At 64.5% G+C, this 21,738-nt stretch carries 21 protein-coding genes; 11 read left to right on the forward strand and 10 right to left on the reverse strand.

The genetic code is table 11. From position 1 onward, the window contains the following. Positions 1-313 precede the first annotated feature (313 nt). From ACVJ19_RS14610 to ACVJ19_RS14620, 3 genes are read right to left on the reverse strand one after another with little or no spacing between them, the layout of a single operon-like run. The gene (locus ACVJ19_RS14610) at positions 314-1,870 is read right to left on the reverse strand and encodes an MDR family MFS transporter (protein ID WP_453948535.1); all 1,557 of its coding nucleotides are present in this window, start codon (positions 1,868-1,870) and stop codon (positions 314-316) included. 24 nt (positions 1,871-1,894) lie between these two features. Continuing rightward, on the reverse strand, positions 1,895-3,058 hold the full coding sequence (locus tag ACVJ19_RS14615; RefSeq protein WP_453948534.1) for an HlyD family secretion protein: 1,164 nt from the start codon (positions 3,056-3,058) through the stop codon (positions 1,895-1,897). Then, positions 3,051-3,533: a MarR family winged helix-turn-helix transcriptional regulator gene (locus ACVJ19_RS14620; protein ID WP_453948533.1), complete on the reverse strand. Its 483-nt coding sequence runs from the start codon at positions 3,531-3,533 to the stop codon at positions 3,051-3,053. Before ACVJ19_RS14620 ends, ACVJ19_RS14615 begins: the two co-directional genes overlap by 8 nt. A 156-nt stretch (positions 3,534-3,689) precedes the next feature. Between ACVJ19_RS14620 and ACVJ19_RS14625 the strand changes: the two genes are divergently transcribed. The 4 genes from ACVJ19_RS14625 to ACVJ19_RS14640 all read left to right on the forward strand — a co-directional run bounded on the left by ACVJ19_RS14625 (position 3,690) and on the right by ACVJ19_RS14640 (position 7,631). Next, on the forward strand, positions 3,690-4,184 hold the full coding sequence (locus tag ACVJ19_RS14625) for a Fur family transcriptional regulator (RefSeq protein WP_453948532.1): 495 nt from the start codon (positions 3,690-3,692) through the stop codon (positions 4,182-4,184). Positions 4,185-4,220: 36 nt separating this feature from the next. Then, positions 4,221-5,174, forward strand: a complete 954-nt coding sequence (locus tag ACVJ19_RS14630) for a DMT family transporter (RefSeq protein ID WP_453948531.1) — start codon at positions 4,221-4,223, stop codon at positions 5,172-5,174. Between the two features lie 12 nt (positions 5,175-5,186). Next, positions 5,187-6,470, forward strand: a complete 1,284-nt coding sequence (gene ispG, locus ACVJ19_RS14635; RefSeq protein ID WP_210316072.1) for a flavodoxin-dependent (E)-4-hydroxy-3-methylbut-2-enyl-diphosphate synthase — start codon at positions 5,187-5,189, stop codon at positions 6,468-6,470. Between the two features lie 264 nt (positions 6,471-6,734). Further along, positions 6,735-7,631, forward strand: a complete 897-nt coding sequence (locus ACVJ19_RS14640) for a TauD/TfdA dioxygenase family protein (RefSeq protein ID WP_453948530.1) — start codon at positions 6,735-6,737, stop codon at positions 7,629-7,631. A gap of 85 nt (positions 7,632-7,716) precedes the next feature. Here ACVJ19_RS14640 and ACVJ19_RS14645 read toward each other — a convergent pair whose 3' ends face one another. Further along, the gene (locus tag ACVJ19_RS14645) at positions 7,717-8,550 is read right to left on the reverse strand and encodes an outer membrane protein (RefSeq protein ID WP_453948529.1); all 834 of its coding nucleotides are present in this window, start codon (positions 8,548-8,550) and stop codon (positions 7,717-7,719) included. Positions 8,551-9,189: 639 nt separating this feature from the next. Here ACVJ19_RS14645 and ACVJ19_RS14650 point away from each other — a divergent pair. Together ACVJ19_RS14650 and ACVJ19_RS14655 are read left to right on the forward strand one after the other, a co-directional pair. After that, positions 9,190-10,527: a Rieske 2Fe-2S domain-containing protein gene (locus ACVJ19_RS14650; RefSeq protein WP_453948528.1), complete on the forward strand. Its 1,338-nt coding sequence runs from the start codon at positions 9,190-9,192 to the stop codon at positions 10,525-10,527. Between the two features lie 3 nt (positions 10,528-10,530). After that, positions 10,531-11,355, forward strand: a complete 825-nt coding sequence (locus tag ACVJ19_RS14655) for an N-acetylmuramoyl-L-alanine amidase (protein ID WP_453948527.1) — start codon at positions 10,531-10,533, stop codon at positions 11,353-11,355. 190 nt (positions 11,356-11,545) lie between these two features. Here ACVJ19_RS14655 and ACVJ19_RS14660 read toward each other — a convergent pair whose 3' ends face one another. From ACVJ19_RS14660 to ACVJ19_RS14670, 3 genes are all read right to left on the reverse strand, one after another. Further along, positions 11,546-13,156 (reverse strand): Na+/H+ antiporter, encoded by a 1,611-nt coding sequence (locus tag ACVJ19_RS14660; RefSeq protein ID WP_453948526.1) that lies wholly within the window; start codon positions 13,154-13,156, stop codon positions 11,546-11,548. 45 nt (positions 13,157-13,201) lie between these two features. Next, positions 13,202-14,059 (reverse strand): class A beta-lactamase, encoded by an 858-nt coding sequence (gene bla, locus ACVJ19_RS14665; RefSeq protein ID WP_453948525.1) that lies wholly within the window; start codon positions 14,057-14,059, stop codon positions 13,202-13,204. 434 nt (positions 14,060-14,493) lie between these two features. Next, the gene (locus ACVJ19_RS14670; protein ID WP_453948524.1) at positions 14,494-14,868 is read right to left on the reverse strand and encodes a nuclear transport factor 2 family protein; all 375 of its coding nucleotides are present in this window, start codon (positions 14,866-14,868) and stop codon (positions 14,494-14,496) included. Positions 14,869-14,962: 94 nt separating this feature from the next. Between ACVJ19_RS14670 and ACVJ19_RS14675 the strand changes: the two genes are divergently transcribed. Together ACVJ19_RS14675 and ACVJ19_RS14680 are read left to right on the forward strand one after the other, a co-directional pair. Next, positions 14,963-15,391, forward strand: coding sequence for a GFA family protein (locus ACVJ19_RS14675; RefSeq protein WP_453948523.1), 429 nt, complete (start codon positions 14,963-14,965; stop codon positions 15,389-15,391). 178 nt (positions 15,392-15,569) lie between these two features. Beyond that, entirely contained in the window at positions 15,570-17,378 is a 1,809-nt protein-coding gene (locus tag ACVJ19_RS14680) for a caspase family protein (RefSeq protein ID WP_453948522.1), read from the forward strand. 37 nt (positions 17,379-17,415) lie between these two features. Here the strand turns inward: ACVJ19_RS14680 and ACVJ19_RS14685 are convergent, their stop codons facing one another. Both ACVJ19_RS14685 and ACVJ19_RS14690 read right to left on the reverse strand, forming a co-directional pair. After that, entirely contained in the window at positions 17,416-18,099 is a 684-nt protein-coding gene (locus tag ACVJ19_RS14685; RefSeq protein ID WP_453948521.1) for a DUF1345 domain-containing protein, read from the reverse strand. A 190-nt stretch (positions 18,100-18,289) separates the two neighbouring features. Further along, the gene (locus ACVJ19_RS14690; RefSeq protein ID WP_453948520.1) at positions 18,290-19,213 is read right to left on the reverse strand and encodes a polyprenyl synthetase family protein; all 924 of its coding nucleotides are present in this window, start codon (positions 19,211-19,213) and stop codon (positions 18,290-18,292) included. A gap of 161 nt (positions 19,214-19,374) precedes the next feature. Here ACVJ19_RS14690 and mtgA point away from each other — a divergent pair, with 161 nt between their 5' ends. From mtgA to ACVJ19_RS14705, 3 genes are all read left to right on the forward strand, one after another. After that, positions 19,375-20,049 carry a monofunctional biosynthetic peptidoglycan transglycosylase gene (gene mtgA, locus ACVJ19_RS14695; RefSeq protein WP_453948519.1) on the forward strand — a complete coding sequence of 225 codons (675 nt, stop codon included), beginning with the start codon at positions 19,375-19,377 and terminating at the stop codon, positions 20,047-20,049. A 169-nt stretch (positions 20,050-20,218) separates the two neighbouring features. Then, positions 20,219-20,401, forward strand: coding sequence for a 50S ribosomal protein L32 (gene rpmF, locus ACVJ19_RS14700; RefSeq protein WP_007598106.1), 183 nt, complete (start codon positions 20,219-20,221; stop codon positions 20,399-20,401). A 143-nt stretch (positions 20,402-20,544) separates the two neighbouring features. Then, on the forward strand, positions 20,545-21,192 hold the full coding sequence (locus ACVJ19_RS14705) for a hypothetical protein (protein ID WP_453955089.1): 648 nt from the start codon (positions 20,545-20,547) through the stop codon (positions 21,190-21,192). Positions 21,193-21,378: 186 nt separating this feature from the next. On the opposite strand, the gene ACVJ19_RS14710 is transcribed toward ACVJ19_RS14705, so the two are convergent. Then, on the reverse strand, positions 21,379-21,639 hold the full coding sequence (locus tag ACVJ19_RS14710) for a hypothetical protein (RefSeq protein WP_453955088.1): 261 nt from the start codon (positions 21,637-21,639) through the stop codon (positions 21,379-21,381). Between the last annotated feature and the right edge of the window lie 99 nt (positions 21,640-21,738).

Below are 21,738 nucleotides of genomic sequence, written 5' to 3' on the forward strand. Positions count from 1 at the left end.
AGGGACCTGGCGTCTGCTCCGCCAACTCGTCGCCTCGCTCCGACAAGCAATCATGCCCCAACCCGCGATTGCTTGCCTGCGCAGACTTCGCTCCACGCTCGGACGGCATCTACACGAACCACCAAGACGAAAACGTCGCTATCAAGCAATGCAACTATTTTAGCGCCCATGGGCGAAAGCCAGGACCCATTACCCCAGGGCGTGGTTGTGGCACGAGCTGGTAACCGCGAGCCTTCGCCAAACTCCATCAGGTGGTAATGGGTCCTGGATCTGCGCTTCGCTTGTCCAGGACGACGGCGGAGAGCGAGCGTGCCTACTCCATCACCGCATGTTCCGGCCCCGCCGCCTGTTTGCGCAGGGTGGCCTTGGTCGAGCCGATCATCAGCGCCAGCGGGATGGTGCAGAGGATGAAGATCATCACCAGCATGTAGTCGTGGGCGAAGGCGATGATCTGTGCCTGCACGCCGACCATCCGGTCGGCCATGGCGCGGCCGGCGTCGGTGGAGAGGTTGATGATGCCGCGCACGTCGGGCATTTGCAGTGCGTGGTTGAACGGGTTGATGTGCTCGGACAGGATCGCATAGGTCCGCCGCGTGCCCTGAGTCAGCTCGGCGATGACGACCGAAATGCCGACCGAGCTTGCGACATTGCGCATCAGGGTCAGCATGGCGGCGCCGTCGGTGCGCAGTTGGTTCGGCAGGGTCAGGAACGCCACCGTCGAAAGCGGCACGAAGACGAGACCGAAGCCAAAACCCTGGATGATGCTGACGGTCACGATCTCCGGCACCTGGGTCAGGTCGGTCCAGCCGGTCATCTGGAACAGCGAGCCCGCGGTCAGAGTGAGGCCGGTGATGATCAGCGTACGTGCCTCGAAATAGCGCATCATGCGGCCGACCAGCATCATGGCGAAGAAGGTGCCGAAACCGCGGCTCGCCAGCAGCAGGCCGGCGGTGATGATGGGATAGCCGATCACGTTCTGCATGTAGGGCGAGGCCAGCGCCATGGTGGAGAACAGCACGAGGCCCATCACGACCATGAACACGCAGCCGGTGACGAAGTTGCGATCCCGAAACAGTGCAAAGCGGATGAACGGCGTCGACGTCGTGAAGGAGTGCGCGAGGAAGAAGTAGAAGGCGACGGCCGAGACGATGAATTCCGCGATGATCTCGTTGGATTCCAGCCAGCCGAGCTGCTCGCCGCGGTCGAGCGCGAGCTGCAGCGAGCCGATCGCGATCGCCAGCGCAGCGAAACCGAGCCAGTCGAACTTGAGGCTGAGGTTCTTCTCGGTCTCGTCCATGAAGACGATCAGTCCCAGCACGGTGATCGCGCCGAACGGCAAATTGACGAAGAACACCCAGTGCCAGGAATAGGTCTCGGTCAGCCAGGCGCCGAGAGAGGGGCCCATGATCGGGCCCATCATCACGCCCATGCCCCAGATCGACATCGCCTTGGCGCGCTCCTGGAGCGTGTAGTAATCGAGCATGACCGACTGCGACAGCGGCACCAGCGCCGCGCCGAACACGCCTTGCAGCAGGCGGAACAGCACCATCTGGTTGATGTCCTGCGCCAGACCGCACAGCACGGACGCCATAGTGAAGCCGGCCGAGCAGATGATGAAGATACGCTTGCGGCCGAAGCGGTTGGCGATCCAGCCCACCGGCGCCGTCATGATCGCCGCGGCGACGATGTAGGAGGTCAGCACCCAGTTGATCTGGTCCTGCGAGGCCGACAGCGTGCCCTGCATGTAGGGCAGCGCGACGTTGGCGATGGTGGTGTCCAGCGCCTGCATGATGGTCGCGGTCATGGCGCAGATCGTCACCATGTTCCGGCGCAGGCCGGGGACCATCAGGCTGGCATTGGGGCCGGACATCGCGGCAGATCCTTAGTCTTTGTCTTAATCTTTGTCCTGGCCCGCGGTCGCGGACAGGCCGAGCAGGCCGGCGAGCGAGCGCTGGTGGCCGGTGTCGATGGTGGCATAGACGCTCATGCCGGCCTTCAGCTTCCGTACGTATTTGTCGGTCTCGTCGAAATAGATGCGGATCGGCAGGCGCTGCACCACCTTGACGAAATTGCCGGTGGCGTTCTGCGGCGGCAGGATCGCGAACTGCGCGCCGGTGCCGGGCGAGAGCGAACCGATCTTGCCCTTGAAGACATGGTTCGGGAACGCGTCGACCTCGAGCGTCACCGGCTGGCCCTCGGTGACATAGGTGAGGTCGCTCTCCTTCGGATTGGCGTCGACCCAGGGATGGGCGATATCGACGATCGAGAACACCGCCGTGCCGGCCGCCACATAGCGTCCGAGCTGGATCTGCTCGACCTGCGCCGCGACACCGCCCATCGAGGCTCGCACCACGGTGTGGTCGAGATTGCGCTCGGCGTTTTCGAGCTTGGATTTGGCCTGCGCGTAGGGCGGGAATTTCTCCAGCGGCAGATCGGTGTCGCCGAGCAGTTGCGTCTTGGCGGTCGAGATCTGCTGCCTGACGTATTGCGCGATCGAGCCCGACGTGACCAGCGCGTTCGAGGCGTTGTCGAGGTCGAGCTGCGAGCCAAAGCTGTTCTTGACCAGCGCCTGCTTGCGCTCGACGTCGCGCTGCTTGAGGTCGACGCCCTGCTGGGCGAGATTGAGCATGTCGCCGTAGATCTTGATGTTGGCGCGAAGGTTGTCATAGGTCGTCTGCGCCTGCAGCAGCTGCGCCCTGGCCTCGTCCACCGCGAGGCGGAACGGCACGGGATCGATCTCGAACAGCACGTCGCCCTGCTTGACGAGCTGGCCTTCGCGGACGACGACCTTCTCGATCTTGCCGGAGATGTCGGGCGTCACCAGCACCTTCTGCGCGCCGACATAGGCATCGTCGGTGCCGACATAGCGTCCGCCGTGGAGATAGAAGGTGACGCCGCTGATGGCGGCGATCACAGGCAGCACGACCATCAGCAGGAAGCGGCGATAGCGGCGCAGGCCGGCCAGCACGCGGCGGCGCGGATCGGTGCCGGCCTTCTTGGTGGGCTTGCCGCTGTCGTTCTTCTGCTCGGGCTGGAACTTGAGAACCTGATCAGCCATAGCGCTGCTCCTTACGCGCTTGTTCCGCGCCTGATGTCTGGGCCGCGTTACGCACGTTTTCCTTGATTGTTTCGAGTTGGGTGAGGAGACGGTGGGCGTCCGCCGGGCTGATGCCCTCGAGCGCGTTGGCCGTGATTTCGGACCTCAGCCCGCTCATCCGTCCCAGCAATTGCCGGCCGGCCTTCTTGAGATAGAGGCGCTTGACGCGGCGGTCCGAGGCGTCGCTGCGGCGCTCGATCCAGTCGCTGTCGCAGAGCTTGTCGATAAGGCGCGTCAGCGTGATCGGCTGCACCTCGAGCAGCTCGGCGAGTTCCGACTGCTTCATGCCCTCGCTGCGCTCGACTTTGGCCAGCACCGCCCATTGCGCACGGGTGATGCCGAAGCGCGAGGCCTCCTTGTCGGCATAAACGCGCAACAGGCGGTAAAGCTCGGCGAGCGTAAACAGGAAGTTCTGGTCCACGGACCCGCGGGTCATGAGCTTTGTCTCCAATAAGCTTGAGATACTATAAGCAAGCTTATGATTATTTCGTGGCGGATTATCGCGACGCAGTCCCGCGGCGAGAGCATGGCTGGCAGCCCGCCGCCCGTGATGCTTTGGGTTCCATCGCCGAAATGCTAGAACGCAGGCCGCATGACCCTCGCAAAGCCGGCATTTCCCGCGCCTGACCACGATCACGGCCGCTGCACCGCGGACGCGCTCGCGCATGCCGAGGAAGTTTGCGAGCAGCGCGCGCAGAAATTCACGCCGATCCGCCGCCAAGTGCTGGGAGCCTTGCTTTCCAGCCATCGCCCGCTTGGCGCCTATGAGGTGATCGACGAACTCGCCAAGTCGATGGCGCGGCCGGCGCCGATCACGGTCTATCGTGCTCTCGATTTCTTGATGGCCAACGGCCTCGTGCACCGCATCGAGAGCCGCAACGCCTATCTGGCCTGTGCCGCCCATGACCATGACGCGACCTCGGCGGTGGCGTTCCTGATCTGCGAGCGCTGTGGCCTCGTCGGTGAAATTCCGTCGGCATCCTTTGCGAAGGACCTCAACGCCGCGGCGCGCAGCTCAGGCTTTGCGCCCAAGCTGTCTGTGGTGGAGATCACGGGCATCTGCGCCCATTGTCAGAAAATGTCTTGAAGCAATAACGGCGCAAAGCCGGATTTTTGGGAAGAAATGTCCGCACCTCAAGCCATATCGTCCGCCGGCCGTCCTCTCAGCGCCGGCGCCATCGCCCTGATGCTCATGCTGTGCCTGACCTGGGGATTCAACCAGATCGCGGTGAAGCTGGTGCTGCCGGACATCCCGCCGATGCTGCAGGCAATGATCCGCTCGATGGGCGCGCTGCCGGTGCTGTTCATCATCGGCACGTTGCGTGGCGTGAAGTTCTTCGAGCGCGACGGGACATGGAAGGCCGGCCTGATCGCAGGGCTGATGTTCGGCATCGAGTTCGTGCTGATCTTCCAAGGCCTGCGCCTCACTTCGGCCTCGCGCGCGGTGGTGTTCCTCTACACCGCCCCGTTCTTCGTGGCGCTCGGCTCCTATCAGGTGCTCGGCGAGCGGCTTGGCGCCTCGCAATGGCTGGGTCTTGCCATCAGCTTTGCCGGCGTCGCGCTCGCGATCGGCGTGCCGCAGCCCAATGTCGATGCGCATGTCCTGCTCGGCGACCTCCTGATCGTCGGCGGCGCCGGGCTGTGGGCGGCGACGACGCTGGTCGCCAAGGGCACACGGCTGCGCTTCGCCGCGCCCGAGAAGGCGCTGGGCTACCAGGTCGCGACCTCGATCCCGATCCTGGGTAGCGCGGCTTTGCTGTTCGGCGAGACCATCACCCACACCCCGTCGCCGCTGTCGCTCGGACTGATGGCGTTCCAGGCGATCTGGGTGGTGGGAACCACGTTCACGCTTTGGTTCGCGCTGGTGAAGGCCTATTCGGCCAGCAAATTGTCCGCTTTTACCTTCATCACCCCTTTGTTTGGCGTGGTGGGTAGCTATTTCATCATGCACGACACCTTGAGCCTGACATTCGGGGCCGCCGCGGTCCTTGTAATTGCTGGGCTTTTTCTGGTTAACCGTCCGAGCCAAACGGCTGCGGCGCCGCGCGATGCATTGCTGAACGTCACCAAAACCTGATATTTGGACGCCATGAACAAGCTCGAAAACCCTCTCGATTCAGACATCGCGGGCCCCGCGCCCCGGCACAGGACCACCCAGGTCAAGGTTGGCAACGTCGCCGTGGGCGGCGGCGCGCCGATCGTCGTGCAGTCGATGACCAACACTGACACCGCCGATATCGACGGCACCATCGCCCAGGTCGCAGCGCTCGCGCGCGCCGGCTCCGAAATGGTCCGCATCACCGTGGACCGCGAGGAGGCCGCAGCCGCCGTCCCGCACATCCGCGACGGCCTCGCCAAGCGCGGCATCACCACGCCCCTGATCGGCGACTTCCACTATATCGGTCACAAGCTGCTCGCGGCCTATCCGGCCTGCGCCGAGGCGCTTGCCAAATACCGCATCAATCCCGGCAATGTCGGCTTCAAGGACAAGCGCGACACCCAGTTCGCCGACATCATCGAGATCGCGAACAAGAACAGCAAGCCGGTCCGCATCGGCGCCAATTGGGGCTCGCTCGACCAGGAGCTGCTCACCAAGCTGATGGACGAGAACGCCGCTTCGCCGAATCCGCGTGACGTGCGCGCGGTGACACGCGAGGCCATGGTGCAGTCCGCGCTGCTCTCGGCCGCGCGCGCCGAAGAGCTCGGCATGCCCAAGGACCGCATCATCCTCTCGGCAAAAGTCTCGGCGGTGCAGGACCTCATCGCGGTCTATCAGGATCTCGCGTCCCGTTCCGACTACGCCATCCATCTCGGCCTGACCGAAGCCGGCATGGGCTCGAAGGGCATCGTGGCGTCCTCGGCCGCGCTCGGTATCCTCCTGCAGCAGGGCATCGGCGACACCATCCGCATCTCACTGACGCCGGAGCCCGGCGGCGACCGCACCCGTGAGGTGCAGGTCGGCCAGGAGCTCTTGCAGACCATGGGCTTCCGCACTTTCGTGCCGCTGGTTGCGGCGTGCCCCGGCTGCGGCCGCACCACCTCGACCACATTCCAGGAGCTGGCGCGCTCGATCCAGGATTTCATCCGCGACGAGATGCCGACCTGGAAGACGAAATATCCCGGCGTCGAAGAGCTCAACGTCGCGGTGATGGGCTGCATCGTCAACGGCCCCGGCGAATCCAAGCATGCCAATATCGGCATCTCGCTCCCGGGCACCGGCGAAGCGCCGGCCGCGCCCGTCTTCGTCGACGGCAAGAAGTTCCGCACGCTGCGAGGGCCCACCATCTCCGCCGACTTCAAGGCGCTGGTGATCGACTACATCGACCAGCGCTACGGCCAGGGCGCCAAGGTGCCGGCGCCCGCGGCGGAGTAATTTTACTCCGCTCGCGCCTCACGCAACTCCGTCGTCCCGGACAAGCGCGCCTCAAGCGCGCGCAGATCCGGGACCCATAACCAGAGGACTGTGTGGTTACGACGGGCTGTCACTCCGAGTCTTCGCCAAACCCAATCCTGTGGCTATGGGTCCCGGATCTACGCTTGCGCTTGTCCGGGACGACGGCTGTGCTTGCGGTGCAGATTGCGTATCTGCCACCGCGCGTTACGATGTCTCCAATCAACAACGATCGGGAGACACGCCATGAGCTCACTCGCCGGCAAGCAGGGCCCGCGCTATCGCCACACCGCTGACGACGGCGCACCCTATGAGACCATCGCGGTCGAAAAGCTCACTCCCATCATCGGTGCGGAAATCTCCGGCGTCGACATTGGCAAGCTCGTCTCCGATGACACCCGCTCCAACCGGCAGATGGACGAGATCCACCGCGCGCTCGCCGAAAACCTCGTCATCTTCTTTCGCGACCAGCACATCACGCCGCAGCAGCATCTCGCCTTTGGCCGCAAGTTCGGCGAACTGCATTTCCATCCCGCAGCTCCCCATGAGGACGAAGACCCGGCGCTGATGAAGATCTACGCCGACAAGAACTCGCTGCGCGCCAACGGCGAGGGCTGGCACTCCGACGTGTCCTGCGATCTCGAACCGCCGATGGGCTCAATCCTCTACATCAAGCAGTGCCCGCCACGCGGCGGTGACACGCTGTTCGCCAATATGTACGCGGCCTATGAGGCGCTGTCGGAGCGCATGAAGGCCTATCTCGACGGCCTGACCGCGCTGCATGACGGCGAGCCGATCTATCGCGGCCTCTATGCGAACTATGGCGTCGCCGATCGTCCGTCCTATCCGAACGCCGAGCATCCGGTGGTCCGTACGCATCCGGTCACCGGCAGAAAGGCGCTCTACGTCAATCGCGGCTTCACCCGTCACATCAACGGCATCCCGCGCGACGAGAGCGACGCGATGCTCGCCTATCTCTACCAGCACGCCGAAAACCCATTATTCCAATGCCGCTTCCGCTGGACCGAGAACGCCATCGCGTTCTGGGACAACCGCTGCACCCAGCACCGCGCGATGTGGGACTACTGGCCGCATACGCGCTCGGGCACGCGCGTGACGGTGAAGGGGGAGCGGCCGGTGTGAGCGGTCGACGTTCGGTCAGCCCGCGTTGAAAAAGAAAAAGCCCCAGACGATGCCGGGGCCTTTGATTGTCGCGGGAAAGCGCCGCTCAGTATCTGGCAACGATCGGGCCGCCGAACTTGTAGTTCACGCCGACGCGGGCAATCTGATCTGTGAACTTGTGATTGACCGTGATGTCCGCGCCGGGAAGGCAATTTGCGCACCCGGGAATGCTTGTCGCGTACGATCCGAGGTCGACATAGAGATATTCAGCTTTGACCGTCCAATTTCCAGCAACGTGATACTCGATGCCGCCGCCAACCGTCCAGCCAGCTCGGGTCACTGAAGAGTTCACGACGCCAAGATCGCCGGGATCAATGCAAGGCGCGCCGAACGAGCAAAATGTATCGGTCGTCTTCAGGTTTCCTACAGCCAAACCGCCAGTGACATAAAAGAGTGCATCAGCCGCCGCCCAACCCAATCTTCCGCGGACTGTTCCCAGGAATGTTAGCTTGCTCGAATTGGTCATGACGTCGAGGGGATTGATGACCAGAAATCCGACTGGAGGGACCTGAACTCGGGTCGCCGTACCATCGGCCCAGTTGGCATCAGCTTCAATACCAAAAACAGCGTTGCTAGTTTGCCAATTGTAGCCAGCCTGCACACCGCCAATCACCCCCTGAGGGTGCAAATTAGTTCGGGTGAAAGCGTTCAAATCGGCGGCCCCGGCTACTCCCCAAGCAACCGGATTCGCAGCGGGAGTGATTCGATCGTCTCCCCAGTGACCGCCGATGTTGCCTCCCACGTAGAACCCGGTCCAACTCCAAGCGACAACGACCGGTGATGGAGCCTTGGTGTAGGGGCGGGCGCCGAGGTCCGCGGCCGCAGCGGCGCAAGTGAATAGGACCGAGGCAGCTGCAACGGCCAGCGCGAGTTTCTTCACGACGAGATTCCCTTCAGTCAAAAAGGCGTGATGCACTAGATTACCAACTGACACGGCTTCGTCTGTCACCCGATAGCAACGGTAGCGGAAAATGCGTCCCGTCCTGCGCGAATGGCAGGGGGAGATACAAGGAGTGATTGTAGGGTCTCGAATGGCGAGCGCGCGATACTGAGAAAACAAGAAAGTGCCGGCCCGCCGGGGCTTTCTTACGGATTCCGGTGCGCGGGCGACGGTGAAGGCAAGCGACTAGCTAGTGTAGGTCCTCGCCCGTTGCTGCGCGCGCAATGATGGTTGAGTGCGACAAACAACCACGGGCAAGTCACTTCTGGTGCAGACATCAGGTCGAGCCCTGAAACGGAAAGTATTTCGTTTTACAGAAGTGAGGTCATTCTGGACGCGGTGCGTCGCGAGAATGCAAACCCATATCCGGTGTCATCTGTCCGCCGCCGACGGTCCAGTATCCCAGAGGCATCAGTGATGGAATTGAATACGCGGCGTACTGGAATCCCCGCCTGCGCGGGGATGACAATTGTGACCAGATTGCCGCCGAGCCTCCCGGTTACTCACCCACGTTGACGCTCTCCACGACCTGCGCCAATCTCGCCCAAAATCAAAAACAAAGCTCCCGGGGGTCACGCCATGCTCCGCGCCGAGGACAACAAGTTCCTGACCGAATCCGGCCCTGGAACGGGCATGGGCGAGCTGCTGCGCCGCTTCTGGATCCCGGTGCTTCTCTCCAACGAACTCCCGGAGCCCGACGGCGAACCGAAGAAGATCATCGTGCTTGGCGAGGAGCTGCTCGCCTTCCGCGACACGCGCGGCGCCGTGGGTGTCATCGACCAGTACTGCCCGCATCGCGGCGCCAATCTCTGGCTCGGGCGGAACGAGGAATGCGGCATCCGCTGCGTCTATCACGGCTGGAAGTTCGACACCGACGGTCGATGTGTGGACACGCCGACCTCCTATCCCGACCTCAACGCGAAGGATCTGATCCGCATCAAGTCCTATCCGGTGCGCGAATGGGGCGAGATGATCTGGGCCTATATGGGCCCGGCCGAGGCCATGCCCGAATTGCCCGACCTCGAAATGGCGTTGTTGCCTGCTTCGTACCGCTACGTCAGCAAGAAATGGCAGGACTGCAACTGGGTGCAGGCGCTGGAAGGCTCGATCGACACGGCGCATTTCACCTTTGCCCATCTCTCCTTCGACAAGGAGGAGGACGAGATCCTGGACATCAAGAAGCATTTTGTGAATCCGCTCGTGCGCATGAACAACGACCACATGCGCTGGATCGCAGAGGACCCGCGCCCCGTGATCAAGATCACTCCGCACGAGGCGGGGCTGACGATTGCCGGCGGCCGGCTCACCGGCAGCGACAACATCTACTGGCGCATCGCGCAGTTTTTGATGCCGTTCCATGCCTACGCGCCGAGCGCGATGCCGGGCGAGAACATCTTTGGCCAGACCTTCGTGCCTGTCACCGACACCAATTGCTGGATCTATACCTATGCCTGGAATCCGGAGCGGCCGCTGACGCAGGCCGAGCGCGACGTCTTTGATCGCGGCAACGGCGTGATCGCGGAGGTCGACGACAATTACGTGCCGCTGCGCCACAAGGGCAACGACTACCTGATCGACCGCAAGCTTCAGAAGACCAGGAGCTACACCGGCATCAAGGGTGTGTCGGAGCAGGACGCCGCCGTGCAGGATAGCCAGGGTCCGATCGCCGACCGCACCCGCGAGCATCTCGGGCCGACCGATCTCGGCATCATGCATTTCCGCAAAACCGTGATGGATCTGGCGCGCGCGCTCCAGCGGGGCGAGCCTCCGCCGCAGGCCGCGCATCAGGATCGATATGCGGTGCGCTCCGGGGCCTGCGTCTCCGGTAGGGCCAAGGACATGCCCGCGGTGATGCTGGAACGTTTCGGTGACGCCGCCGGCTTCGTCGGCCGGCCACGAATCGCGGCAGCGGAGTAGCGCTTGAGGCGATCGCGCAGCATCATCATCGCAGCTCTCGTTGCGCCGCTCATCGCGTCGATCCTGCTGTCGTCGCTTGCTGTTGTTGACAAGGGTCACGCCGCTGCCGCGCGAAAGATTGCGAAATCCAGGCCGCCGCAATCTCCGGCCAAATGCGAGGCGCCGAAATTCCGGATCGTCGTGGATGTCGGTCACACCCCGGACTCCTATGGCGCACTGAGCGCGCGCAATGATCCGGAGTTCGGCTTCAACTTCCGGCTCGCACGGCTCATCACGGAGAAACTCAAGTCCGAGGGCTTTGCCGCAACCCGCCTGCTCGTCACGGACGGCAAGGCGCGGCCGAGCCTGTTCAAGCGCGTCAGTGCCGCGAATGACGGCCGGGCCGATCTCTTCCTGTCGGTTCATCACGATTCGGTGCCGGACAAGCTGCTCGACACCTGGGAATTCGACGGTGCGACGAGCTATTTCAGCGATCGATTTTCGGGCCACTCGCTGTTCGTCTCCGAGCGCAATCCGCACTTCACCACCAGCCTGAAGTTGGCCCGGTTGATCGGCCGACGGCTGAAGGAGCAGGGCTTGCATTACGCCAGCCAATACACCTTGCCGGTGATGGGCCGCTACCGGCGCCAGTTGCTCGACAAGGATGTCGGCGTCTACCGCTATGACGGTCTCGTCGTGCTGTCGCGAACGAGAAGCGCCGCCGTGCTGCTCGAAGCCGGCTCCATCATCAATCGCGACGAGGAGATGGAGATGAATTCGGCGGAGCGGCAGGAGCTGATTGCAGGGGCCGTGGCGGCGGCAGTCGGGGAGTTTTGCGAGAGGCGGTAGCATTGGTAGCTGGCGAAGATATCCACCGTCGTCGTCCTGGCGAAAGCCAGGACCCATTACCCCGATGAGAAGTCGTGTTGCGAAGTGACAACCGCGAGTCTTCGCCAAACCCAATCCTGTGGTAATGGGTCCTGGATCAGCGCTCGCTCCGCTCGCTTGTCCAGGACGACGATCGATTGTGGCGACAGCGCTACAGCGGCCCGCCCCGATACTCCCGGTTTGCCAAACTCGCCTCTTCCAGATCCAGGTCTCGCTCGATCCGCCGCCTCGTCTCGTCGGTGATCTGGCCGTCGCGCAGGAGGTCGTGGATGAATTTGCGCTCGGCGTCGATCAGGTTGCGGGTCAGCGCGGTCCCGGCGGCGGAGACGTCGTGATGGGTGGGATCGAGTGAATCCGGCAGCTGGTTGACGCGGATCTCGTGGCGGGCGCGCAGGAGCCGCATCACCTCGTCGGAGATTTCCTTTTCCGCGGTCAACGCATCGAGCGACTTCAGCGCGGCCTCGAGCGCCTGGCGGCGCGCGGCGATCTCGGCCTCGTGCTCGGCGACATGCTCGGTGCGGCCGGCATCGGCGACGCCGAGCCAGCGCACCACGGGCGGCAGCGTCAGGCCGACGCCGATCAGCGTCACGAAGATGACGCCGAAGGCGACGAACAGGATCAGGTCGCGATAGGGGAAGGCTGTGCCATCAGGCAGCGTGAACGGCAGCGCGAGTGCGGCCGCGAGCGACACCGCGCCGCGCACGCCGGTGAAGGCGAGCACGAACGGCCATTGCCATGGCGGCGACGGATCGCGCTCGCGCAGCGACCTGGAGAGGATCCGCGGCAGATAGGTCGCGGGATAGAGCCAGGCAAAGCGCGCGGTCACGATGATCGTCAGAACGACGGCGGTCGCGATCAGGATGTCGTCGAGCGGGAAGGCCTTCGACTTCTCGTACAGCGCGCGCATCTGGAAGCCGGTGAGCAGGAACAGCAGGCCCTCGATCAGGTAGATGATGAGGTCCCAGAAGAAGATGCCTTGCAGGCGTGTCGCCGAGGAGATCAGCAGCGGGCCGTTCCAGCTCACATAGAGGCCGCAGGCCACGGTCGCGATCACGCCGGAGCCGCCGACATGCTCGGGCAGCCAGTAGGAGACATAGGGCGTGATCAGCGACAGCGTCAGCTCGACCTGGGGATCCCTGGACCATTTGCGGAAGCGGAGGGAGAGCCAGCCGACGCCGATGCCGAAGGCGATCTCGCTGGCAACGATCAGCAGGAACTCGCCGGCCGCCAGCGGCAGCGAGAAATGTCCGATCATGATGGCGGCGAGCGCGAAGCGGTAGAGGATCAGTGCGGTGGCATCGTTGGCGAGCCCTTCGCCTTCGAGGATGACCAGCAGCCGGCGCGGCATGTTCAGGCGGCGCGCGATCGCGAGCGGCGCCACCACGTCGGGCGGCGCGACGATGGCCCCGAGCAGGAAGCCCACGGTCAAGGGCAGGCCGATCAGATAATGCGTGGCCGCCGCCACCAGCGCCGCGGTGAAGATCACCGCGCCGACCGCGAGCAGCACGATCGGGCGCAGATTGTTCCTGAACTCGCGCCAGCTCATGGCGACGCTCGCCGAATAGATCAGCGGCGGCAGCACCATCAGCAGCACCAGTTCCGGCGGCAGCTCGACCGGCGGCATGCCCGGCACGAAGGCGAGGCCGACGCCGGAGAGCATCAGCAGGATCGCAGGAGCGATGTTGAAACGGCGGGCGACCAGCGCGGTGCCCGCCAGCACCGCGAGCAGGATGAGGAAGGTTTGGAATTTCGCTGCGATCATGGCCTGTCTTCGCCCAGAAGCGGCCAAGAGGTCAATGCGGTGACCTTATGCCAGCCGCTCCGCCACCATGCGTCCGATGCGGGCAAATACGGCCGCGATCTGCGCGGCATTCGGCGAGCCGCCCTGGGTATAGGCCGCGATCAGGATCGGCGCATCCGGCTTGGGCCAGACGACCGCGATATCGCCCGACGCATCCTTGCCGTTGTTGCCGGTCTTGTCGCCGATCCTCCAGTCCGCCGGCAGGCCGCCACGCAGCCGGTTTGCGCCGGTCTTGCAGTTCACCATCCAGTCGGTGAGCTGAACGCGCGATTGCGCCGACAAGGCTTCGCCCAGCACCAGCCGGCGCAGATTGTTCGCCATCGCCGCCGGCGTCGTGGTGTCCTGGGGATTGCCGGGCGGGGAGCGGTTGAGCTCGGGCTCGTTATGGTCGAGCCGCGAGGTGGTGTCACCGAGCGACCGCCAGAACGCCGTGAGGGCGGCCGGCCCGCCGATCCGCGCCAGCAGCAGATTGGCGCAGGTGTTGTCGCTGAGCTCGACGATCGCCTTGCACATCTCGGCGACCGCCATCTTGCCGGCCGCGAGATTTTGCTTGGCGACCGGCGCGTAGTCGAGCAGGTCGGCCTGGCCGTAAGCGATCGTCGCCGCAAGCTGCTCCTCGCCGCGATCGACCCGCGCCAGCACGCAGGCCGCCAGCGACGCCTTGAATGTCGAGCACATGACGAACCGCTCGTCGGCACGCCAGGCGAGCTTCTTGCCGGTTGCGAGATTCTCCGCATAGAGCCCGATCCGCCCGCCGCTGTCGCGCTCGTAGGTTTCGAGTTCAGGCGGCGCCTCCGCGGCAAGCGCGGGAGAAGCTGCCATCCAGCAGAGCGAGGCGAGCAGGGAGCGGCGGTCGAGCAGCATGAGGGACTTTCCTTTCTTCGCCTCTCCCCGCTTGCGGTAGGGCTATCGCATATGAAGAAAAACGTGGCGGACAGCTCGCCTGCGACCCATCCTTCGAGACGCCCGCCTACGGCGGGCCCTCAGGATGAGGACTGAATGCGTGGCGGCAGTATCAACGGGCACGATGCTGCTTAGCCTCATCCTGAGGAGACCGCGTAGCGGTCGTCTCGAAGGACGAGGCGTGCGGTCAGGCGCTGCCAAAAGCCATATGCGATTGCCCTCCCGCTTGCGGGGAGAGGCCGACGCGAAAAGCGCGGCGGGTGAGGGGGACTCTCCACGAGTCCAACTGTCACTTTGTTTGCGGAAGCAGCCCCTCACCCCAACCCTCTCAGCGCGAGCGTAGCTCGTCGCGCCCCCGTAAGAACGGGGAGAGGGAGCGCATCAACGCGCGCCCCTCACTCCTTCAGGTCATACCTGTACGATTTCGACACGATCTGCCAGCCGTCTGCGAGCTTCATCGCCACCAGATAGTCGGTGAAATAGCGCGGCGGCAGCTGGCAGCGCACCTTGATGAAGGCGGTCTTATCGTCGGAGCGGTCGATGGTGACGATGAAATCCTCGCGCGGCTTGCCTTCGGCCTTGCCGGAGGGGCGCTTGCGCACGCGGTCGAGCCAATCGGGCACCGTCAGCACCTGCAATTCGCCCTTCTCGACCCAGCGCAAATCGGCGGAGGGATGGAAGATGGCGCCGAGCTTTTCGGCATCACCCTCATAGAGCCCGTCAAAATAGGATTGCACGACGGCTTCGACGCTCGAACGGTTCTGGCTCATGGGTCATCCCTTTGCACGATGGCTTGGACGGAACTTAGTCGTACACTTCGAAATGCGCTATGGGTGTGTCAGCCATTTGCGCGAGGGCGTCGCCATGACCGGATCAGAAAATTCGAACGCTCGTATCCTGACCGGCGAATGCTATTGCCGCACCGTGCGCTTCGAGGTGGCCGACGCGTTCTCCTACGCGTTGAACTGCCACTGTTCGAACTGCCGCCGCACCACCGGCTCCGCCTTCAAGCCGTTCGCCGGCATCGCGCAAGAGAAGCTCCGCATCGTCCGGGGCGACGACCAGCGGCTTATTTTCGGGGACGACACCACCCATGACGCCCACTGCGCCCGCTGCGGCTCGCTGCTTTATTCCCGGGTGCGTGAGGGGAAATGGGTCCATGTCGCCATGGGAACCCTGGTCGATGCCCCCTCGATCCGGCCGAGCGCCCATATTTTCGTCGGCTCGAAGGCGCCCTGGCACGAGATTACCGACGATCTGCCGCAGTATCGGGGGCATATCGGGGATTCCTAGGGGAACCCGGCCCGCCGCTCGTGTCGCCGAACCCCGACCGCGCTGGCGCGACAAACATAGAGGGTCTTTCGGCCTGTCGTCGACACCGCCTTCGTGACCTCCATCACAAGCGCAAGTGCTCGATCCTGCTAAAGCGGTCCCAAAGGCCCAGGCGGCCCTGAACTTCGGAAGTCGTGTCATGCGCAACCTGCTCAGATTTTGCCCGCTTCTCCTTGCTGCCGCGCTGCTGTTCGGCACTGATCCCGCTTTTGCCGGAAAGCGCGTCGCGCTGGTGCTCGCTAACTCGGCCTATCAGCACGCCCCGTCGCTCGCAAACCCCGTCAATGACGGCGCGGTGATGGCGAAGACGCTGAAGGAGGCCGGTTTTGACGTCGTCGATTCGCGGCACGATCTGTCCGCCCAGGATACGCGGCGCGTGCTGCGCGACTTTGCCGACGCGACCCGCACTGCCGACATTGCCGTGGTTTACTATGCCGGCCACGGCATCGAGGTCGAAGGCTCGAACTATCTGATCCCGGTCGACGCCAGGCTCGAGCGCGACACCGACGTCTATGACGAGGCGCTGTCGCTCGACCGCGTCTTGGTCGCGGTCGAGCCCGCAAAACAGCTCCGTCTGGTGATCCTGGACGCCTGCCGCGACAATCCCTTCGGCAAGACCATGAAGCGTACGATCGCCTCGCGCGGCATCGGCCGCGGCCTCGCCCAGGTCGAGCCGACCAGCCCCAACACGCTGATCGCCTATTCGGCCAAGGCCGGCTTCACGGCGCAGGACGGCGACGGCGCCAACAGCCCGTTTACGGTCGCGCTGTCGAAGCATCTGACGACGCCGGGCCTCGACGTCCGCCGCGCGTTCGGCTTCGTGCGCGACGACGTGCTGAAGTCGACCAGCAACAAGCAGGAGCCGTTCGTCTATGGCTCGCTCGGCGGCGACGATGTCCCGCTGGTGCCGGTCAAAGTGGTGGCTGCAGCGCCCGCGGCGCCAGTGGCGAACCCGCAGGCCGACATGCGCCGCGACTACGAGCTTGCGCTCCAGGTCGGCAACAAGCCGGCATGGGAAGCCTTCCTCGCCCAGCACCCTGACGGCTTCTATGCGAACCTCGCCAAGCTACAGATCGACAAGATCCAGGCCGAGCAGGTCCATGCGGCGGCGATCGAGAAGGCGAAGCAGGCCGAGGCCGAACGCGATCGTCTTGCCGCTCTCGGCGCGCAGAAGGATGCGCAGGCCAAGGCTGCGGCCGATGCAAAGGCCGCCGAGCAGGCACAGCTCGCCGCGCAGAAGGCGAAGGAGCAGGCGCAGCAGCAGGCGGCCGCCGCCGAGCAGCAGCGCGTCAATCTCGCCGCCGCGGCGCCGGGCACGGCGCCGGCCAGCACCGCGAGCCAGGCCGGCACCAACGTTGCCGCACTGACGCCGGCGACCAATCCGGCCGATCTGAGCCGCTCGGTACAGACCGAGCTTGGCCGGGTCGGCTGCTACTCCGGACAGGCCGACGGCAACTGGAACACGTCCTCGCAGCGCTCGCTGTCGCAGTTCAACCGCTATGCCGGCACCAAGCTCGACGTGAAGGTCGCGAGCACCGACGCGCTCGACGCGGTCAAGGCCAAGCCGTCGCGCGTCTGTCCGCTGGTCTGCGAGCACGGCTTCAAGGCCGACGGCGACAAGTGCACGAAGATCGTCTGCCGCGAGGGTTATGCGGTCAACGACGACAATGAGTGCGAGAAGCAGCGCGCCGCAAAGCCGGCCAAGCCCGCGACCGCGAAGCGCGACGCCGCCGATGAGCGTCCCGCCCGGCAGCGTCGCCAGGCCGGCGGTGCGGCGGCCGAAGCTGCAGGCGGCTACGGTGCAGCTGCCGGCGCCGGCCGTCGTTCGGGTGGCGGGCAGGTGTTCTGCAATAGCGGCGGCTGCCGTCCGGTCAACCGCGGCTGCCATCTCGAATATCGCGGCGGCGGCGGCCCCGGCAATGATGCCAATGCCGAGGTGTGCAACTGAGCTTGTTGGGGTCGTCCCGGCGTTCGCCGGGACGACGTCAGTTCGAGATCGCGCTCGCCGCGATGTTCACCGTCAGCGCCAGCAAGGCCGTGTTGTAGATGAAGGACACGATGCCGTGGGCGGTGGCGGTGCGACGGATGGTCTTGTCGGTGATGCCGACGTCGGAGACCTGCGCGGTCATGCCGATCACGAACGAGAAATAGACGAAGTCCCAATAGTCGGCATGGTCTTCCTTGTCGCCGCTCGGAAACTGCAAGCCGCCCGGCTTGGCATTCCGATAGTAGTCATGCGCGTAGTGCAGCGCGAAGGTCGTGTGCACGGCGGCCCATGACAGCGCGATGGTGGTGATCGCGATGGTCAGCTCCAGCACCCCGCGATGCGGCGTGCCGAGCTCGGAGACGATCGCCGCAATGCTGGCGAAGGCGCCGGTCGCCGTCACCAGCAGGATCACGAAACGGCCGTCGTCCTGCATCGCGGCGGCGCGGCGAATGTGCTGATGGTCGTTGCACAGCATCATCGCATAGACCAGCACGAGATAGACCGCGATCAGTGCATCCCAGCCGAACAACAGCCGCGTCACCAGCCGGTGCGAGCCCGGCAGCAGCAAGCAAACAAGGATGCCGGCCGCGAGCGCGATGAAGGTCCGCGGCCGCGCATAAATCAGCCGCACCGGCAGCGACATCTGGCGGAAGCGGACGAGGACGGGATCTTCCTTTTCCATGCGGATCGTCCGGTGTGAGCGGCGTCGGAGGTGCGCTCCCTCCCCCGCTTGCGGGGGAGGGTTGGGGAGAGGGTGTCTCCAAAAGCGAGAACCCCCAAGAGGAAAGAGCCCTCACCCGGCGCTTCGCCATAGCCGAGGCTTCGCCTCGGCCTATGCCTCTCCCGCAAGCGGGAGAGGTGAAAATCCTGCGTCAGCTCTTCCGCTCGGCGACGAAGCGCGCGGCGGCTTGCAGCACGGCAGCGCGATCGCCGAAGATCGACACCGCGCTGTCGGCCCGCGCGAGCAGATCGCGCACACGCTGTTTGGCGCCTTCGATGCCGAGCTGGGTCACGAAGGTGGTCTTGCCGAGCGCGGCATCGGCGCCGGCCGGCTTGCCGAGCGCGGCGGCATCGCCTTCGACGTCGAGCAGATCGTCGGCGATCTGGAACGCTTCGCCGAGCGCGCGGCCGTAATCGTCGAGCGCCTGATATTCCGCACTTGAGGCCTGGCCGAGGATCGCGCCGGCGATGCAGCCGTAGCGCAGCAGCGCGCCGGTCTTCATCTGTTGAATGCGGGCGACATCGATCGGCTCGTTGCCGCCGAAGCGGCCTTCGCCGGCGAGATCGAGGATCTGGCCGCCGACCATGCCGCCGATGCCGGCGCAGCGCGCCAGCGCGCGCGTCAGCAAGAGCCGCACATTGGCGTCGCGATGGATTTCGTCGCGGGTGACGATGTCGAAGGCGAGCGTGAGCAGGCCGTCGCCGGCGAGGATCGCGGTGGCGTCGTCGGTCTGCTTGTGCAGGGTGGGGCGGCCGCGGCGCAGGTCGGAATTGTCCATCGCCGGCAGATCGTCATGGATCAGCGAGTAGCAGTGGATGCATTCGAGAGCGGCGCCCACGAGCAGTGCCGCGTCGCGCGGCACGCCGAACACCGCTGCGCTTTCGACCACCAGGAACGGCCGCAGGCGCTTGCCGCCGTTCAGGCTCGAATAGCGCATTGCGTCCATCAGTCGCTTGGGCCGAGCGATCTCATCGTGCAGGATGTCGTCCGACAGCAAGCGCCCGAGCAGGGCTTCGGTGTCATCAGCGGTCTTGTCCAGACGTTTGGCGAAATCGGACGGGGACGTGCCGGTCATCAAGAAGGGCTCCAGAACTAAAATTCGGCGGGACAATCCTTTATGCGCCCGCCTCAGTCAATCGTTTGGAAGGCCTAAAAAGTGCTGGAAAAGGCCCGAATTATCACAGACTTAATGGACCAGCCCATAGCCGCTGTTCAGTTTGCGCCGGAAAGGTCGATTTGCGCATCGTCAAAATCCTGCTGGTGGTGCTCGCGGTCGTGGTCCTCGCGCCCTATGTGATCGCGCCGTTCTACCGCACCGGACATCCCGTTTCGACGCTGATGGCCTGGCGCAGTTTGCGGGGCGCGCCGATGCAGCGGGAGTGGATCGATCTGGCTGATATGTCGCCCTATCTGCCGCGCGCGGTGGTGGCGGCCGAGGACGCTCATTTCTGCAAGCATCACGGCATCGATTGGGGCGCGCTGCGCGAGGCGATCGACGACGCGCGGGAGGACGGCACCGCCTTCCGGGGTGCCTCCACCATCACCCAGCAGGTGGCGAAAAACCTGTTCCTCTGGCAGGGGCGCGATTTCATCCGCAAGGCACTGGAATTCCCGCTGGCGTTGTGGATCGACCTGGTGCTGCCCAAGGCCCGGATTCTCGAAATTTACCTCAATATCGCGGAGCTGGGCCCGCAGGGGCAGTTTGGCGTCGAAGCGGCCAGCGCCTATGCTTTCGGCAAATCGGCCGAAAATCTCTCGGCCCGGGAGGCTGCGCTGCTGGCCTCGATCCTGCCGAATCCGGTCAAACGTAGCGCCCGGACCCCTGGACCGGGCGTCCGGCGGCTGGCGGCCACCTATATGGCGCGGGCCCAGGCGAGCTCGCTTGTGACCTGCTGGCGCGAAAATCGCTGATTCCGGGCCCTTTTTGGGCGCATTTTCCGGGCCAAAAGCCTAGCTTTACGGCCAGCCTTCCTCTATAAGCCCGGCCTTGATCGGCATTCAGCTCGCCTCGTATTGCGGGTGCTGAGCCGTCCCCTCCCGGACGATGCCCCGATAACACCAATCCCTAGAGGATATTGAAATGGCCGTTCCGAGAAGAAAAACCTCGCCGTCGCGCCGTGGCATGCGCCGCTCGGCAGACGCCATCAAGAAGCCGACCTATGTGGAAGACAAGGACTCCGGCGAGCTCCGTCGTCCCCACCATCTCGACCTCAAGACCGGCATGTACAAGGGCCGCCAGGTCCTGAAGAAGAAAGAGTCCTAAAGTCAGGACCTTTCTCCGGGCAGGATGATTGAGCCTGCCTGATGTCGGCCAACCCATGAGATATGGCAGTGACGGCGGCGGAGCGAATGCTTCGCCGCCGCATTGTCCTGTCTGGATATCTTGATCGAGAAGGCATCTTGCCGATGGTCGGTTTCCCGCTGCTTCTGATTCCGCTCGCGGTCTACAACATCATCGCCTTTCTGATGCCCAGCGTGTCCTTCTCGGACGTGCTGTTCAAGGTGCCGATGATCACGGGCGAGACCTGGCCGGTCACGCTCGCCGATCTCCTGCTCGCGCTCGGCGTGGTGCTGCTGCTGCTCGAGGTGGTCAAGGGCGCGCGACCCGGCTCGAAATTCCTGATGGATCATCTGCTGTCGCTGATCATCTTCGGCGCGGCCGCCGCCGAATTCGTGATGTGGCCCAAATTCGGCAACTCCACCTTTTTCCTGCTGGTGCTACTCGCGATGGCCGATTTCCTCGGCGGCATCGCCCAGCGCACGCGCCGCCGCGTCACCTATGTCGCCGAGACGACAGTGCCGGCGCCGCGCAAGGCCAAGCGCCAGGCCGAAGCGCCGGCCGATGAAGCAGTGGTCGAGCCGAAGTTCGAGCCGGTGCCGGCGCCGCAGCCAGCGCCGGTGGTGCCGCCCGCGCCCTCCGCGCAATCGGTCGCCGAATCCGTGCTGATGGATCATCCCGCGCCGAAGCCGGTGAATCCGCCTTCGCCGGAAATCCCCTCGCCGCATCTGCAGCCGGGCAGCGGCACGCCGTCGTCTCCGGACGCGCCGCGCTGATCACCTAAGTCTGTCGCCGCAATGTCGGTGCGCTCCCTCGCCCCGCTTGCGGGGAGAGGGCTGGGGTGAGGGGGAGTCTCCGCGGGCACGGTGAGAGTTGGACTCGCGGAGAGTCCCCCTCACCCGATCGCTTCGCGATCGACCTCTCCCGCAAGCGGGGCGAGGTGAAGTGAATTCGCCTGCTTATCAAGCCACCTGCCGCGTGCGCGCGGTGACGCTTCCGAGCGGGCGCTTGCTGCCATAGGCCATCCGCGCATCCTCGGACGAGGCGCGGCGCAGCCGGCTGGTCTGGGGCAGGTGCTCGGCATTGGGGATCAGCTGGGTGACGAAGCTTGAATCGGGGCGGGGCAGCGGCACCTTGTGGAGCCATTGCACAGTCGGGATCAGCGGCACCAGGGCCGTGCCCATGCCGCCTGCCGCCTCATCCGATCGATCAGTACTCAACATCGCGATCACCGTTGATCCGGCGGACATTGTCGCGTTTCGGGACGCGGGCGCCGGTGCGTGTCAGTACTCGCAAGGCCTATGCCGGGCGGGCCGGTTTGG

The organism is Bradyrhizobium sp. USDA 376 (assembly GCF_054063675.1).